The organism is Dasania sp. GY-MA-18 (genome assembly GCF_024734385.1).
Lineage (GTDB): Bacteria > Pseudomonadota > Gammaproteobacteria > Pseudomonadales > Dasaniaceae > Dasania > Dasania phycosphaerae.
Map to the genome: position 1 here is coordinate 1 of NZ_JANHAP010000016.1, position 16,342 is coordinate 16,342.

The 16,342-nt window shown below is 46.5% G+C and carries 13 protein-coding genes and 2 tRNA genes; 6 read left to right on the forward strand and 9 right to left on the reverse strand.

The genetic code is table 11. The features are described from left to right. The 3 genes from NO559_RS15655 to uvrB all read right to left on the reverse strand — a co-directional run. Positions 1 to 197 (reverse strand): hypothetical protein (locus tag NO559_RS15655; protein WP_258332822.1); only part of this gene is annotated, 197 nt, incomplete at its 3' end. Then, positions 171 to 247: transfer RNA gene (locus NO559_RS15660), tRNA-Val, on the reverse strand. The genes NO559_RS15660 and NO559_RS15655, both read right to left, overlap by 27 nt. Before the next feature lie 296 nt (positions 248 to 543). Beyond that, entirely contained in the window at positions 544 to 2,559 is a 2,016-nt protein-coding gene (gene uvrB / locus NO559_RS15665) for an excinuclease ABC subunit UvrB (RefSeq protein ID WP_258332823.1), read from the reverse strand. Positions 2,560 to 2,811: 252 nt separating this feature from the next. Between uvrB and NO559_RS15670 the strand changes: the two genes are divergently transcribed. Next, positions 2,812 to 2,886: transfer RNA gene (locus NO559_RS15670), tRNA-Asn, on the forward strand. A 97-nt stretch (positions 2,887 to 2,983) separates the two neighbouring features. Here the strand turns inward: NO559_RS15670 and NO559_RS15675 are convergent. Both NO559_RS15675 and NO559_RS15680 read right to left on the reverse strand, forming a co-directional pair. Beyond that, on the reverse strand, positions 2,984 to 3,385 hold the full coding sequence (locus NO559_RS15675; RefSeq protein WP_258332824.1) for a transporter substrate-binding domain-containing protein: 402 nt from the start codon (positions 3,383 to 3,385) through the stop codon (positions 2,984 to 2,986). Between the two features lie 30 nt (positions 3,386 to 3,415). Then, complete coding sequence (locus tag NO559_RS15680) at positions 3,416 to 3,820, reverse strand: hypothetical protein (RefSeq protein WP_258332825.1); 405 nt, start codon at positions 3,818 to 3,820, stop codon at positions 3,416 to 3,418. Positions 3,821 to 4,381: 561 nt separating this feature from the next. Between NO559_RS15680 and NO559_RS15685 the strand changes: the two genes are divergently transcribed. Next, the gene (locus NO559_RS15685; RefSeq protein ID WP_258332826.1) at positions 4,382 to 5,683 is read left to right on the forward strand and encodes a cytosine permease; all 1,302 of its coding nucleotides are present in this window, start codon (positions 4,382 to 4,384) and stop codon (positions 5,681 to 5,683) included. 26 nt (positions 5,684 to 5,709) lie between these two features. Here NO559_RS15685 and NO559_RS15690 read toward each other — a convergent pair whose 3' ends face one another. After that, the gene (locus NO559_RS15690) at positions 5,710 to 6,138 is read right to left on the reverse strand and encodes an Lrp/AsnC family transcriptional regulator (RefSeq protein ID WP_258332827.1); all 429 of its coding nucleotides are present in this window, start codon (positions 6,136 to 6,138) and stop codon (positions 5,710 to 5,712) included. A gap of 231 nt (positions 6,139 to 6,369) precedes the next feature. Between NO559_RS15690 and NO559_RS15695 the strand changes: the two genes are divergently transcribed. Next, positions 6,370 to 7,527, forward strand: coding sequence for a type III PLP-dependent enzyme (locus NO559_RS15695; protein ID WP_258332828.1), 1,158 nt, complete (start codon positions 6,370 to 6,372; stop codon positions 7,525 to 7,527). Between the two features lie 246 nt (positions 7,528 to 7,773). Further along, positions 7,774 to 9,375, forward strand: a complete 1,602-nt coding sequence (locus NO559_RS15700) for a 5-guanidino-2-oxopentanoate decarboxylase (RefSeq protein ID WP_258332829.1) — start codon at positions 7,774 to 7,776, stop codon at positions 9,373 to 9,375. A 33-nt stretch (positions 9,376 to 9,408) separates the two neighbouring features. Here NO559_RS15700 and NO559_RS15705 read toward each other — a convergent pair whose 3' ends face one another. From NO559_RS15705 to NO559_RS15715, 3 genes are all read right to left on the reverse strand, one after another. Beyond that, on the reverse strand, positions 9,409 to 9,996 hold the full coding sequence (locus tag NO559_RS15705) for an Lrp/AsnC family transcriptional regulator (protein ID WP_258332830.1): 588 nt from the start codon (positions 9,994 to 9,996) through the stop codon (positions 9,409 to 9,411). 20 nt (positions 9,997 to 10,016) lie between these two features. Beyond that, complete coding sequence (locus NO559_RS15710; RefSeq protein ID WP_258332831.1) at positions 10,017 to 11,204, reverse strand: pyridoxal phosphate-dependent aminotransferase; 1,188 nt, start codon at positions 11,202 to 11,204, stop codon at positions 10,017 to 10,019. Between the two features lie 179 nt (positions 11,205 to 11,383). After that, positions 11,384 to 12,526, reverse strand: a complete 1,143-nt coding sequence (locus NO559_RS15715; RefSeq protein ID WP_258332832.1) for a M14-type cytosolic carboxypeptidase — start codon at positions 12,524 to 12,526, stop codon at positions 11,384 to 11,386. Between the two features lie 274 nt (positions 12,527 to 12,800). Here NO559_RS15715 and NO559_RS15720 point away from each other — a divergent pair, with 274 nt between their 5' ends. Continuing rightward, the gene (locus NO559_RS15720; protein ID WP_258332833.1) at positions 12,801 to 13,916 is read left to right on the forward strand and encodes a DUF917 domain-containing protein; all 1,116 of its coding nucleotides are present in this window, start codon (positions 12,801 to 12,803) and stop codon (positions 13,914 to 13,916) included. A 231-nt stretch (positions 13,917 to 14,147) separates the two neighbouring features. Next, on the forward strand, positions 14,148 to 16,319 hold the full coding sequence (locus NO559_RS15725; RefSeq protein ID WP_258332834.1) for a TonB-dependent receptor: 2,172 nt from the start codon (positions 14,148 to 14,150) through the stop codon (positions 16,317 to 16,319). The last annotated feature ends 23 nt before the right edge of the window (positions 16,320 to 16,342 follow it).

Genomic DNA, 16,342 nt, shown 5'->3' on the forward strand with positions numbered 1-16,342 from the left:
TCGATCTGTTCGACTACGGCTAATTTAAAGCCCAAGTTGTAATCGCGCTGAGTGCGCTTCCGGCGTTTAGGTGTAGAGTTGTCCATTAATAGGTCCTCAATGTGTAAACCTATTTCAGGACGGGACAGCCAAATAAAAAAGGCCCACCCTTTGGGTGAGCCTTTTTTATTTGGTACGACCGAGTGGATTCGAACCACCGACCCCCACCATGTCAAGGTGGTGCTCTAACCAACTGAGCTACGGTCGTATAAACTTTGTATCCTCATCCACTCAGAGTGGATGATTCAAAACAGCTTAAGGCTGTTTTGCCCCTGCGGGCTGCGTCGCTTTGCGACTTGATCAAAATGCTGTGCATTTTGGCCAAACAACCGACCCTGTTTAAAGGAGTCCTCTAAACAACTGAACTACGGTTGTATAAACCTATAAACTGTTTATTTAGCAAGCACTTAGCTTTGCTAAACAAGGGCCGCATTATAATGAGCCGCCCTGTGATGCACAAGTGCTTTTACTAGCGACTGGCGACTAATTACTAGAGACTGCCCTCTATTGTATAAAACTGTGTTGTTTGACTTCGGCCAGTTGGTCGCGGGTGGCGGCGGCTTCTTCAAATTCTAGGTTTTTGGCGTGTTCATGCATTTTGTTTTCAAGGCGCTTGAGTTCCTTGGCTAATTGGCTGGGGCTCATGCTCATGTAGTTGGCGCTGGGTTCGGCGACTTGGCTGGTTTTTCCTTTGCGCTTGCCTTTTTTGGCACCGGGGGCGTGGGCGCCTTCCATGATGTCTTTAACGTCTTTGTTGAGGCCCTGTGGGGTGATGTTATTGGCCAGGTTAAAGGCGATTTGTTTTTCGCGGCGGCGTTCGGTTTCGCCTATGGCGCGCTCCATAGAGCCGGTGATTTTGTCGGCGTAGAGTATGGCTTTGCCGTTAAGGTTACGGGCGGCGCGGCCTATGGTCTGTATCAGTGAGCGGTCAGAGCGTAGAAAGCCCTCTTTGTCGGCGTCCAGTATGGCTACTAGTGATACCTCTGGCATGTCTAGGCCCTCGCGCAGCAGGTTAATGCCTACCAGCACGTCAAACTCGCCCAGGCGCAGGTCGCGGATAATTTCTACCCGTTCTACGGTGTCTATATCTGAGTGCAGGTAGCGTACTTTGATGCCGTGGTCGCTAAGGTAGTCGGTGAGGTCTTCGGACATGCGCTTGGTGAGGGTGGTGATCAGTACCCGTTCTTGCAGGGCTATGCGCTTGTGGATTTCCGATAGCACATCGTCTACCTGAGTACCGGCGGGGCGTACTTCTACCTCTGGGTCTAGCAGGCCTGTGGGGCGCACTACCTGTTCGGCGATATTGTCGGCATGTTCGGCTTCGTATTTGCCCGGGGTGGCGGAGACAAAGACTAATTGCGGTACTTTTCTTTCCCACTCGTCAAAGCGCATGGGCCGGTTGTCTAGCGCGGAGGGCAGCCTAAAGCCGTATTCCACCAGGGTTTCTTTACGTGAGCGGTCGCCCTTATACATGCCGCCTATTTGTGGCACGCCAACATGGGATTCGTCCACCACCACCAAGGCGTCATCGGGTAGGTAGTCAAACAGGGTGGGGGGGGCTTCGCCGGATTTGCGGCCAGAGAGGTAGCGGGAGTAGTTTTCTATGCCGTTGCAATAGCCCAGCTCGCGTATCATCTCTAGGTCGTAGCGGGTGCGTTGTTCCAGGCGTTGGGCCTCTACCAGCTTGTTGTTATTGCGTAACTGCTCTAACCGCTCTTTAAGCTCTAGCTCTATGTCGTCTATGGCGTTTAGTAGGGTGCTGCGCTCGGTGACATAGTGGCTTTTGGGGTAGATGGTGATGCGCGGTACTTTTTGGAAGACTTCGCCTGTGAGTGGGTCAAAGAGCGAGATGCTGTCTAACTCATCGTCAAACAGGTCTAGGCGTACGGCCTGGGCCTCTTCATCGGCGGGGAATATGTCTATCACATCGCCTCTGACTCTATAGGTGCCACGGGCAAAGTCTATGTCATTGCGGGTGTATTGCAGCTCGGCCAAGCGTCTGAGCACGGCGCGTTGGTCGATTAAGTCGCCGCGATCGAGGTGCATTACCATTTTGAAATACTGCTCGGGGTCGCCCAAACCGTATATGGCCGACACCGTGGAAACCACTATGGTGTCTTTGCGCTCTATCAGGGCCTTGGTGGCTGAAAGCCGCATTTGCTCTATATGCTCGTTAACCGAGGAGTCTTTATCGATAAAGGTGTCGGAGGAGGGCACATAGGCTTCGGGCTGGTAGTAGTCATAATAAGAAACAAAGTATTCCACCGCATTATTGGGGAAAAACTCTTTAAATTCCCCGTATAGCTGGGCCGCCAAGGTTTTGTTGGGGGCCATAATGATAGTAGGGCGCTGGATTTGCTCTATGACGTTAGCAATGGTGAAGGTTTTACCCGAGCCGGTGACCCCTAGCAGGGTTTGGCTGTGCAGACCGGCGTTAATACCGTTTACCAAGCTTTTTATGGCGTTGGGCTGGTCGCCCGCCGGCTGGTATTTAGACTGCACTTGAAAGGCTTTGGACATACACAATTACCAGTAGTAAATGGGCAATTTTACACCAGCTTAGCCTGCATACTAAAGGTAAAACCCTAAAATCTGTTTAATGATTAATCGATAGAGGAGTTTATTACAAAAATAGTTAAAAACTCTTTGCAAAGAGGTTGACGACTGCTGACTTGGGCTTTAATATTCGCGCCACATTGACGACATGTGATGTCGCTTCCACCTTAACTCTGTATAGAGTTAGTCAATGTTAGCAAGGGTGGTACAGTTTATTCCGACGTAGCTCAGCGGTAGAGCAGTTGACTGTTAATCAATTGGTCGTTGGTTCGATCCCAACCGTCGGAGCCAAATAAAAAAACCGGTTCATTTGAACCGGTTTTTTTATGCCTGTTATTTTTACCTCTAGTTTAGTGTTTATAGCCAAGCTTATCGCCGGTTAAAAATGTTATTGAGCTTGTGCTGGTTCGGTGTAGATTAATCCGGCCACGCTGCTATCTAATATCTCACGGTAGTTAAGATCTACGGTTTGATATAAGCGAAATAATTCACCACTTTTAACCATGGCTTTCATAGCCTCTTCATAGATTGCCATTAGCTTTTTGCCGCGAGCATTGTTGGTAAATATCGGGTAAAGATGCCTGTGGTTAATAACTTCAAAATGGAAATCATCTACATTAAGCCCCATCTGTTTAGTGGTAACGTTGGTGTCTGTCAGGTCATCAATAAAGCAATCAATTCTGCCAGAGCGTAACAGCCGTAAACCCTGTAGCGTGTCGTTTACAAGAAAAATATTTTTATGAGGCAGGTCTAAACTTTTGCCGTAGCCATAGCCATTAACCCAGGCCATTTTCAGGCTGCTGTTATTACGTATAGATTGTCAATCACTTCGTTTGTTTTTCCAGTAAATTGCAGTGACTAAGGACTGATTAAGCGGCATTAAGGGTTGTAAAATTTTAGCAGTATTGTAGATATCTAATTTAGCGAGATAGCGCAAATTATCATCGGCCAAAAAAATATCGGTTTTAGCAAGGTTGATATAGCTGATGGCGCGGCGAAAAGGAATAATTTGCGGTTTTATTGTGTAGCCCAGCGGTTCATAAATACGTCTTATGACTTCAAAATATAAACCCTTACCCTGTGCTTCGGTGTATGTGGGCCAGTGATCGGCCACAACATAAATAGTTTTTAAATTCTCATCGGGGTTGCTATGGCCGTGTGGTGTAAAGCTAAAATTGAATAGTAGCCCCGCCAGAAATATTTTTATAAAGGTGTATAAGTTCATAGGCGTAGCTATTCTCCCTTGTGTTAGTAAGGCAGTGGTAAGCGGGCTGATAATATTTGAAGTATAGATCACTATTGTGATCTAGGGGCCGGCGGCGATATTCGTTTAATGTAATATCTAATGCTATATCGCTATAAGTCTGCTGAGGATTGTGATCATATTATAAAGTGGCAAGGTGCTGTGTGGCTGCCTAGCCACTTATGCTTAGCTTGGTTGTAAAGTTAGCCCGTGGTGCCGGGTCAAATGGAGCAGGGGCATAGGCGGAAGAGCTATGTATTCCAGGCCTAGGCCCTTAGTAAACAATCAGTCGTATTCTCTTCTGAGTACTATTATTGAGAACAGGCTGAACGTTTAGCGCGATTACTGCCGGCGAAAGTGGGCAAGCTGTTGGTTTTCTTTGCCTTGATACTCTAGCTTGGTAGTTACTTGTACCTATATCTAGAGCTGAGTGGTATTTTAATAGGCTAGATTATGCGTTTTTCAGGGCTTAAAGAATAACATATTTACTCGTGTTTCCTTTATGGTGGTTAACATTGTGTGAATGAGAGGCGGTGTGTATTAATGAGTCAGAATAAATCCAATATAGAAGACCTGTTAGAGGATTACGCCACCAGCCCTGTGCCCGAGGGTATAGCGGTGGGCGGTTTACGTATTTCCATGATTAATACCGCATTAACATTTTCACTGCCTGGCTTGGTTACGGGTGTGGCTATAGGCACGTCGCTGGGTTTGATTGATGCCTTAATTGCCTTTGTTGCTGGTGGCTTAATATTGGCGCTGTTTGGCTTTATTACTGGCCTAGTAGGTGTTCGTAATAGGCTTAGCTCCTATATGTTGATTCGCTTATCCTTTGGTGAAAAAGGGTCGCAACTGGTCAATATATGTATCGCTTTTTCTATGTTTGGTTGGTTTGGCGTTAATGTCTATTTATTTGGTGATGCCGGTGCGGGCTTGTGGGCTTTATTCGCCGAGCAGGCATTGCCATCATGGATTTTTGTGCTGCTGGGGGGGGTGTTAATGACAGCGGCGGCGATAGTCGGCTTTAAATCCATACAAAAATTATCCGCAGTGGTAGTGCCACTGCAAATAATTATTTTTTCGGTATTGGTTTTTAATACCCTCAGTCACGTTGACTTGGGCGAGCTGGTGGCTAGGCCTATAGTGGCTAATATGAGCATGGGAGCGGCAATTTCTGCCGTGGTAGGTAGTTTTATGGTGGCGGCTTTAGTGATGCCCGACTTTACCCGCTATGGCAAAACCACCGCTGATGCCGCGATGGCATCTTTTATCCCCTATTTATTTATGGCTACGATAGTGTATGTGGGCAGTGCCTTAGCTGCTTTGTGGTTGTTGGAAACCGATATATTAAAGCTATTGGTGGCGGCTGGTTTAGGCTCCATGGCGTTTATTTTTATTTTATTTTCTAGCACGATTACCAATGCGGTTAACCTGTACGGTTGCTCGTTGAGCTTGGCAGCGGTGTTCCCAAAATTAAAAGAGTGGCATATCACCTTAGCCTCAGGAGTATTGGGCACTATCGTTGCTTTTGCCGGTATATTGGAGCACTTTATAGACTTTATTTTTTCCCTAGGTGTTATTTTTTCACCGGTGGCGGCGATTTATGTCGCTGACTTTTTTCTGGTCAACCGTGGTCATTACGCGCAGCGCCATTGCGATTCGGTACCTGCTATCTCTTGGCCGGCAATATCAGCCTGGCTACTAGGTATATTGGTGGCCTTTGTATCCAGTGAGGGGGCGATACGCCTTACCACTATTCCAGCCTGTGATTCGTTTTTATCGGCGGTGATTATTTACGTATTGCTAATGGCGTTTAAAAAACATTGCCGTACTGTTGCTGCATAATACTTATATAAAGTTAGCCCTAACCGCTAGCCTAGGTGATTAACCCATTCGCTGAGTACTATATGAGTTTTGACTTTGGCAATGCTTGCGTGGCTGGCGATGTGCTCTCTAATTTGCTGCAAGCTATCCATGGAATCGGCGCATAGATAAACCAATAAATCTATCTCACCTGAGATGCCGTGGCAGGATTGCACTTCAGGTATGCGTTTAAAAATATCGGCAATCTCGCTGCAGCTCCTATCTCTATAAGTAATTTCAAAATAGGCTTTGATCTGGGTTGCTTGCAGTTTTCCCAGTATGGCTTGATAGCCACGAATAACCCCGCTAGTTTCCAGCCTTTTTATTCTTTCAGATACCGCTGAGCGGGAAAGGCTAATGCTGTCAGCAATAACTGATACTGATTGCCTGGCATCTTTGCGCAGGGCGGCAACAATAAGTTGATCAAATTTATCCACGTACGCTCTCAATTGTTAATTTCAATGTTCATTTTTTGATACGTCAAAACGCCAGCTAATGGCGACGTTTTCACGGTGATTACCGACAGTTTGCAGCGCTAAAGGCTCGTATTATTAGCGCTGTGTTAGGCGTTTGTAGTGGCTTAAGTTAAGGGAATAAGCATGACTTTAGCAAGCCACAAAATGTCTTTGTTTGGTGTTTTTACTACGTTTTATTGAAAGGATAAGCCCGTGTCGACTATAGAGATTCTGCCCGCGCAGCTAGGTGAGTATTATCAGGCTATGACCAAAGAGCATGGCTCGCCGCTATTAGTATTAGATAGAAATAAGGTGCGTTCACGTTATAGGGAGTTATGCGAGGCGCTACCTAATGTTGAGCTGTACTATGCGATGAAGTCACAGTGTGAGCCCGCATTTTTAGAGGTATTAATTGCCGAGGGGGCGGGTATCGATATCGCAACCAACGGTGAAATTGCTATTTTGCAGCAACTTGAGCATCGCCCTAAGCAGTTGATTCATACTCACCCCTTTAAAAAAGATGCTGACATACGTGCTGCCTTAGACTTTGATTGCAATACCTTTGTGGTGGATTGTGTTGAAGAGCTGGATAAGTTTGCCGCCTATGCGGATAAGGTTGAGTTGCTGCTAAGAGTGAGCTGCCAAAACTCGGCGGCAAAAATCGACTTATCGAAAAAGTTTGGCTGTCACGAGGCTAGTGTTGCCAGCGTGTTAGACGAAGCTAGGCGGCGCGGGCTAACAGTGAAGGGGTTATCTTTTCATGTGGGCTCGCAGTGTGGTTCTGCTGACATGCATGTTGATGCTATTGCCCTGTGTGCACGTTTTTTTAGCAGCCACCCCTACCTAACATGTTTAGACATAGGTGGTGGCTTCCCTGCGCCTTATGATAAAACGGTAGTGAATTTGCTAGATTTTTGTGCGCCTATACGCGCGGCATTGCAGCAGCTGGATAGCCGTATACGGATTATTGCCGAGCCAGGCCGCTGTTTATCAGCGCCGTGTTTTTATTCGGTGGCGACGATTATGGGGGTAGCGGCGGCTGAAAAAGCGCAGTGGTATTTTTTGGATGATGGTGTCTATGGTTCGTTTAGCGGTGCGTTTTATTCGGGCAATCGTTATCCGCTGCAGGTGTTTAGCGATGCCGCGCCAGAGAGTAATGCGGTATTGGCGGGGCCTACTTGTGATAGTGTGGATGTTATTTACGAAGATGTTATGTTGCCTAAATTAGCTATAAACGATGTGGTGGTGGGGCCTTGTATGGGCGCATATACCACGGTGACGGCGTCAGAGTTTAATGCCATAGCTAAGCCTAAGCTGTTAATTAGGGATGGCCATATAGAGGCTGTTAAACAATTGCAGGCTAGGTCGTAGTAAAGCTGCAGTACTGAAAACACGGTTTTTATGCTTAAGGAATGCATTGTATGCCATAAAAACCGCTGTAATCAGCAAATAATTTGTCTGCAAAACGGTACACTCTAAAACTATCAATTGTTATCAAAATTGGCTGGTGTTGTGCATTTTCCCCCTCAGGGGCTAAGGTATAACAACATGTCTAACAACAGCGTGTTTTGATGACGTATGTTCTGATTTATTAGTGTTTATGTGGCGGAGACAATTATGGCAACCTGCGGTGAAGTACTGGTTAAAATTTTAGAAAACTACGGTGTGGATACCGTATTTGGTATTCCTGGTGTGCATACCGTGGAGTTGTACCGCGGCCTGCCCGACACCCATATCAAACACATTACCCCGCGCCATGAGCAGGGTGCAGGTTTTATGGCCGATGGCTATGCCCGTGTTAGTGGCAAGCCCGGCGTGTGTTTGATTATTACCGGCCCCGGTATGACTAACATAGCGACTGCTATGGGGCAGGCCTTAGCCGACTCTATCCCTATGCTAGTGATTTCTTCGGTTAACCGTACTTATGAGCTAGGCATGGGCGAGGGGCGTTTGCACGAAATGCCCAACCAGCGCAATGTAATGAGCGGTGTGTCAGTATTTAGCCACACCTTATTGCGCGCCGATGAACTGCCCAAAGTGTTGGCCAGGGCCTTTACCGTGTTTAACAGCGAGCGCCCCGGCCCAGTACATATAGAAATCCCCATCGATGTGATTACCTCGCCTGCCGACCATATCGATCAAAGTATGTTTGAATTACCCGAGCCGCCTGCGCCTTCGCCGCGCTCGGTAAGTCGCGCAGCAGAGTTGTTAACTAAAGCCAAACGCCCTTTAATTGCCTTGGGTGGTGGTGCCGCTAATGCTGGGCCAGAGATTATCGCCTTAGCAGAAAAGTTAGGGGCCCCAGTGGTGAATACGGTCAATGCCAAAGGCATAGTGCCTTATAGCCACCCGTTAGCGGTGGGCGGCTCTGGCTCTTGGGAGGCCATACGCAAAGAGTTTACTGAGGCCGATGTGGTGCTGGCGGTGGGCACAGAATTTGGCGAAACCGATTATGACTTTTTCTTTTTAGGTGATATCACTATAGGTGGTGAATTAATTCGTATAGATATTGATGCCAGCCAATTAACCCGCAATGTTAAAGCGCAGGTGGCCATCTTAAGTGATGCCAAATTTGCGGTAGAGGCCATCAATAGCCAGCTGCTGGATGTGGCCGCCGATAAAGAGGCGGGTGTAGCCAGAGCTACGGCCCTAAAAGAAGAGGTGTTTAGCGTGCGCAACGAGCAGTACGCAGCCTTTTTTGACACTGTGCGCGATGCTTTGCCCGAGGTAGTGATAGCTGGTGATTCTACCCAGCCCACTTATTATGCCTGGGTAAGTTATGAAACCGAACACGCCAGACGCTACTTTCACTCAGCCAGTGGCTTTGGCACTTTAGGTTACGGTATACCCGCAGCTATAGGCGCAAAGTTGGCTAAGCCTGAGTTACCGGTGGTGGCATTAATTGGTGATGGCGCTTCGCAATTTACTATAGGTGAGTTGGCCAGTGCGGTAGAGGCAGAGGTGCCGGTGATCTTTTTAATCTGGAATAACAGCGGCTACGGCGAAATAAAGCGCTTTATGGAAAACGGCAATATTGAGCAAATCGGCGTAAATATTTATACCCCGGACTTTATCGGTATAGGTAAGGCCTTTGGTTGTGAAACCCGCCAAGTTAATAGCCATGCCGAGTTGCATGAAGAGTTAATCGCTGCCAGCCAGCGCAACAAACCTACGCTAATAGAATTGCCACAGGCGCAGTTTGCCGATGGCTATGCTTAATCGCTGCGGGGGTTAAAGCCGGCAACTAAATGGCTAGTCGTTATCGACTAGCCATAGCAGCTCGTCTAGTGGGTATTTGGCAAAAGGCTTAGGGGTGGATAGCGCTACATGGCTGGTAATACGCGCAATACCTATGTCTTGATCTAGCAAGTTTTCGGTAATTTTTTCGTACTGTTCCAAATTCACGCAAATAAAATGCACCACATAATCTATCTCACCACCTACCTTGTAGCATTCAACTGCGCAGGGTTCTTTTTTTATGGCCTGCTCAAAACGGCCCGCGCCATGGGAGGAGCGGTTGTCGGTTAGGGTAATGTTCGAGATAACGGTGACGCTGACACACATTTTGGCTAAGTCCAAATTGGTGGTGTAGCGTCGTATATAGCCTTGTTCTTCTAGCTTTTTGGTGCGTTTTAAGCAAGCGCTGGGGGAGAGGTGTACTTTTTCTGCTAGTTCAAGATTACTGATGCGGGCATTGTCTTGCAGCGCCTCAATGATCTTTTTATTGATACGGTCGAACTTGAAGTTTTTATGGGGCATCAAATGGGCCTGTTGTTGCTTATTATTTCCTAACAAGCTTAAACGCCCTTGCCGTTGGGCGCAAATATCTGATGAGTCCATAAAGTTCGACCGTTTTGTGTTTATGCGTTAAGCGATAGGGTGTATTGCTCTACTTTATCCAGTGCTTTTTCCAATTCGCTAACACCTAGGGTGAGGGATATTCTCACAAAGCCTTTGGTCGAAGGGCCAAAGCCTTCGCCCGGTAATACTGATACCCCTTGCTTGTCTAATAGGTCGCTGGCAAAGGCGAAGCCGTCGGCCGCGATATCGGTGACATCCACCATTAAGAACATGCCGCCCTGTGGCGCTTGGCATTTAAGGCCAGGCATGGTTTTTAGGCGCTTGTAGGCGTAGTCGCGGCGGGTTTTGTACTCTTCACGCATGCTGTTCATATACTCTTCGTCGTTTTTCAGGGCGAAGGTGGCTGCATCTTGAATAAACTGGCAGCAGCCAAAAATAATCGATGAGCTAAATTGCAGTAATTTTTCAGTAACTGCGGCTGGGGCAACACTCCAGCCCAGACGCCAGCCGGTCATGGCATGGGATTTGGAAAGGCCGTCAATAATAATGATGTTGTCCAGCTTGGCTGCCGCACGGCGTATAGAGGTGTGGCGCTTATCATAGGTAATCATGGAGTACACTTCATCGCATACCAACCAGATATTGCGCTCCAGGCAGTACTGGGCCAAATCAGCCAGCACTTCGGGGGCGATCATATTGCCTGCGGGGTTACCGGGGGTGTTTAAAAACAGTACCTTGGTGTTTTCGCTAATGGCGGCCTTCACCGCATCGGCATCGAGGTTGAAGTTGTCGTGCACTTCTAAGGGGACGTTCACCACTTTCGCGCCTATGGCATCAAAAATGCCGTGGTAGCCTATGTACATGGGCTCGGGCACGACTATCTCATCGCCATCGTCCAATAAGCAGGCCATAACCGAGTAGATAGCGTGGGTAGCGCCGGGGTAGATTAACACCTCGTCGGGGCTACAGGGCTTTTGTGAGGCCTTGGCTTCTATCTCGGCAATGGTTTTTAGTAGCTCAGCTTCGCCAGCACCGGGTGAGTAGTGGGTGCGGCCTTTTCTGAGGCTTTCTATAGTGTGATTGATGGTACTGTCTAGCGTGGCTAGGTCTGGGTCGCCCACCGATAGCAGGTGTATCTCTTCGCCGGCATCTAATCGAGCACAGGCTTTGTCATGTATATCCCATACATTAGAGCTGCGTTGTGATAGGCGTTGTATTGATTTGCTAAAAGTTAGGCCGGTTGTCATGTGTATACCTGTAATAAGTGTTTAAATCTTAGTTAATGGTAGGCAATAAAAGGGAAACAGGTAGTTGAAATACTGGCTAGTTACCGAATCTTTCGTTGAAAACCCGCCCTATAATCGTTGGTTATGCACCGCGGCGGTATAGGGCTTGTATTAGTGGTAGTGATGAGGGATAACGCTATTTATATATCGGCTAGCATTTGTTGCAGTGCAATTAAGCTCGCTTGCCCCAGCGCTTTGCAGCGCTCAGTGCCCCAGCCTTTAATGGGGTCGGGTAGGTATTGGTTGTCTTTAAAAGGCATTTCTATGGTCAGTGCTAAACAATTAAAGCGATGGCCAATTTGATTGCAGGCTATGCTTAAATCGTCACTGCCGGGTTCGTCGACTGGATAGCCGTTTTCGACGCGAAAGTCGGGGTTAATTTGGTGCAGGGTTTTTCTAAATTTTTTGTCTAATTTATCTAAGTGTGCAGAGTAATTGGGGGTACCTTGGCATCCTGCGGCGAATACAAAGGGGATCTCTTCATCGCCGTGTATATCTAAAAACACATCCACACCTAGCTTGTCCATGGCCTTGCTAACAAAGGCCGACTCGGGGGCTTGTTCAGGGTTGGAGATCAACCATGAGCGGTTGAGATCGACACCAGCGCCATTGGTGCGCAGGTTGCCTGCGATGCTGCCATCGGGGTTCATATTGGCGACGATATAAAAATTAGCGTTAGCCAGCAAGCTGCGGCTAAGGCTGTTATCTTCATTTAACAAAGCTTGTAATAAACCTTCTATATACCACTCAGCCATTGTTTCGGCGGGGTGTTGGCGGGCAATAATCCAAATATTTTTTTTGTCTTGTTGATCGCTAGAGCGGGTGTTGTTAGTGATTTTTAACAACTCTACCGGGCGGCCTTCTACCGTGCGGCCAACGCTGTGCAGTTGGCAATGCTTTTGTGATAGTGCCCAGGCGATTAAATCATTATGCCTTTCATAGCTATAAGGTATGTACAGGGAAAAATAAATTATGGGTTGTGTGGGTGTTAGCGAAAAATGTAATTGCTGCTGTTGATAGTCGGTGCTGATACGAAACCAGTTTTGGCGGTCGTATGAGGCGACTATAGTGCCGGCATCCCAGGCTTCTGGGTAGGAAACCTGGCCAGCATTAATAATGGTAAAGCTGCATTTTTCTAGCGTGTTTAGCTGTGCTCTAAAATAAAACCACTGGCTGTAGTCAGCGTGTTTGTCTTTTTTAATTTCCAGTTTTATAGCATTGCTATCACTGCTATCAACTACCTGTATGTTGCCGCCATCAAAGTTGCAATCTATATTCATCATTAAAGGCCTTTGCCGTGTTTGCCAAAAAAGCCTGCGCTAGCGAGGCAGTGTAAGGTCTAATCCTAGGTGATGGTTTATAGATAGATCAATACCAAAAAGCGCTGGTCAGTTAATTGTGCAGAATATTCACTTTCTGGTGCTGTTAAGACATAAGCGAGCGCTGTGGCTGGGTAAAATGTGATTATATTTGCAGTGTCTCAGGTAGCCTAGATAGTAAGTTATCGGTTTATTAAGCGATACCAATCGCAGTGATTAATTATTATAGAGGTGTACTTTGGCAATCTTATTAAGCAAACAAAATCTAACCGACATTCTATACGGCTGTACTATCTTAGGCACTGGTGGTGGTGGCGATTTAAGTGAGGGATTTGCCTATATAGAGCAGGCGCTGGCTGCAGGTAAAGAATTCAAACTGCTGGATATTAATGATGTGCCAGCGGGTGAGGTTCTTTGTACGCCCTATATGTTAGGCGCTATTTCTGAGTTGCCGCCCGAGCAAGAAAAACTCTATGAAGGGCTGCCCAGTAATAACGAGCCCGCCATAATGACTGCCTATAAGCGTTTAGAAGCTTATATGGATTCTTCATTTTACGGCACTATATGTTGTGAAATGGGTGGGGCGAATACCGCTATCTCTTTTTATGTGGCGGCTATGGCTGGTGGCTATATTATCGATGCCGATCCTGCCGGCAGAGCAGTGCCAGAGATCACCCATTCAACCTATTATTTCAATGATTTACCCGCTGCACCGATAGTGGCGTCCAATAGGTTTGGTGAATGTTTTATATGTGAAAACGTCAAAGACGATCAGCGGGCAGAAACCTTGGTGCGAGCGCTGGCTAAAGTTAGCCGTAATGATATAGCAGCGATAGATCACGCTTTACCCGTCGAGCAATTAAAAGGCGCGGTTATAGAAGGGACTATATCCAAGGCGATGGCCCTAGGTGAGGCTTATAGACTAGCCAAAGCGCAAGATGATGATATTGCCGAGGCCATAGCTAAAAAGGGTGGCGGTAAAGTGGTATTTAGAGGTAAGACCAGAAGCTTTGACTGCCGCACTGAAGAGGGCTTTACCGTAGGTTACGTCGACATTAGCGGTGAGGGTGAATATCAAGGTGGCGACTACCATATAGATATTAAAAACGAAAATATGTATGCCACTTTAGATGGTGTAGTGCAGGTGACGATTCCTGATCTTATTTGCTTAATTGATATGGATAGCCAAGAGCCTGTGACTAATCCTAATCATACCGTGGGTATGAATGTAGCGGTTGTTATTTTACCGGCGCCCAAAGCGTTTACCGGTGAGCGTGGCTTGGCTGCTTTTGGGCCTGCTTACGTGGGCCTAGATTGCGATTATATACCAGCTATTTCATCAAGTAGTGAATGATTGCCATTGCCTGAAAAGGCGCAAATAGCTGGCTACAAAATTATGAGTGGCTTTGGCGAATAATTCGACATTTTATGCTTTGAAAGCACTGCTACTTGTAAATTTATTGTTTGATGGCTGTGTTAAATTATTTTGGTAGGTCTAACCATTATAAAAACAACAGCTTTTAATATACCACTTAAGTCGTATCACTTAAGGCTTAGGTAGCTTAATAGAACCGAAGGGGACGTTATGAAAATCAAATCACTCAGAAAGCCATTAGTCGGTATCACCCTGCTCAGTGCCGCTGTTTCCGGCCAGGTGCAAGCCCAGTCGTTGATAGAGGAGCTGGTGGTCACTTCGCGTAAACGCGCGGAAACCTTACAAGAAGTCCCGGATTCCATTACCGCCTTTGGCCGTGATCAAATCGAGTCAGCGGGTATTAAAGGTTTTGGCGACTTTGCCAACCTAACTCCCAACTTGTCTATGAACGAAGGCTATCGCCCAGGTGTTGCCAAAATCACTATACGCGGCATGATTACGCCACAGGTTGGTGATCCTCCGATTGCCTATGTTATCGACGGTATTACTGCTCCCAGTATCGATTTTATTAACCAAGATTTATTCGCCATAGAGCGTATAGAAGTATTGCGCGGCCCGCAGGGCGCACTATACGGTAAAGGTGCGGTAGGTGGTGCGATTAATATAGTCACTCGTCAGCCTGGCAATGAGGTTGAAGGTCAAGTGAAAGCTACCGTAGGCAACGGCGGCACTACTAGCCTCAATGGCTATGTGTCTGGCCCCATAATCGAAGATAAGGTGCTGTACCAAGTAGGCGCCAGCTACAGTGACAGAGACGGTTTTAACGACAACAGTTTCTTAAATGAAGAAACAGACTTTAGCGAAAGAACAACGCTACAAGCCATGTTGCAAACCATGGTTAGCGATGACTTAACCGTAGACTTTCGCGCTAAGTATGCCGACAGCGAAGATGGTATAGGTAACTATACGCTAGCGAGTTTTGATGAAATTGATGCCAATAAAAATATAGACGATATTGATGCCACAGCCAATATTATGGGGGTGTCAGAGCGTGATATTTTAGAAGTGTCGGTTAAAGCGGATCTATTTACCGAGCTGGGTGAAGCTACTTTTGTATTAGGTTATAACAAAGTTGAGGAAGAAGCTTTCTCAGATGGTGAATATACAAATATGCCAGATGACTTAGTCAATTTTACTTTTTTTGCCGGAGCACAAGAAACCTTATACGACGTCGATTCCTATACTGCCGAATTCCGCTTTACTGGTGACAGCGAAGTACTAGAGTGGCAAGTAGGAGCCTATTACCAACACCGTAAAATCAACTCTGAGTTTTCTTGGTTTTCCGATTGGGTAGGCACCGCAGAAAGAGATCGGGGTAGTTTTACTATACCTAGAGATGAATATAATTTAGCCGTTAGTGCTGCTGATTTCGATGCTGATTTTGGCACTGAATACGCCTACTCAGTGGTAGATGAAAACACCAGTGATTCATGGGCGGTCTTTGGTCAAGCCGATTATGATGTTAATGATGAGCTATCTATCGCTTTCGCCTTACGTTACGACGAAGATAAGCGTGAATCATTTGACGAACGCCAAAAAGGCGCATCAAAAGCTTCAGAAACGTTTAGTGAAACACAGCCAAAATTACAGATTACCTATAACTGGAGCGAAGATATGATGACGTATCTTTCTGCTTCTAAAGGTTTCCGTAGCGGTGGTTTTAATGAGTATGACCCAACTATCATTAGAGTATTTGATAAGGAAGTGTCTGAAAATATCGAACTAGGTTTCAAATCGGTATTATGGGGCGGAGCAATGACCTTAAGCGGTGCAGTGTTCCATATCGATATAGAAAATACGCAGTTTACTCGACTTAACTTATCAACATTTACCTTGGAAAACTTAGGTATAGATGAAAGCACCTCGAAAGGTATAGAGTTGGAAGCGGTTATTCAGCCTATGCAGGGTTTACGCTTTAACTTGGGTTATGGTTACGCAGATTCGGAAATTGATAAATTTACCGCGACTGAAGATTACGGCGATATCACGGGTAACAAAGTGCCTGGTGTTCATAAGTACAATATCAATGCTGGCGTAGAATATTCAACGCCTGTAAGTGATGTCATGGATGCAATGGTGCGACTAGATCTTATTCGCAAAGGGCCATTAGCTTGGGAGCTGGATAATGTTATTCGCTCTGATACCTCAAACTTTGTAAACCTTCGTACCGGTATACAAACAGAAAACTATGACGTAACCCTGTTTGTTGAAAATGTCACTGATGAGCGTGTGGCGACGGAAGCATTTTATGGTACTGCGGGTGTGGCCCGTATGCCTAATATGCCTAGGTTTTACGGTATAGAAGCCAGCTACAACTTTTAAGGTAATACGTTAGACTTCACTTG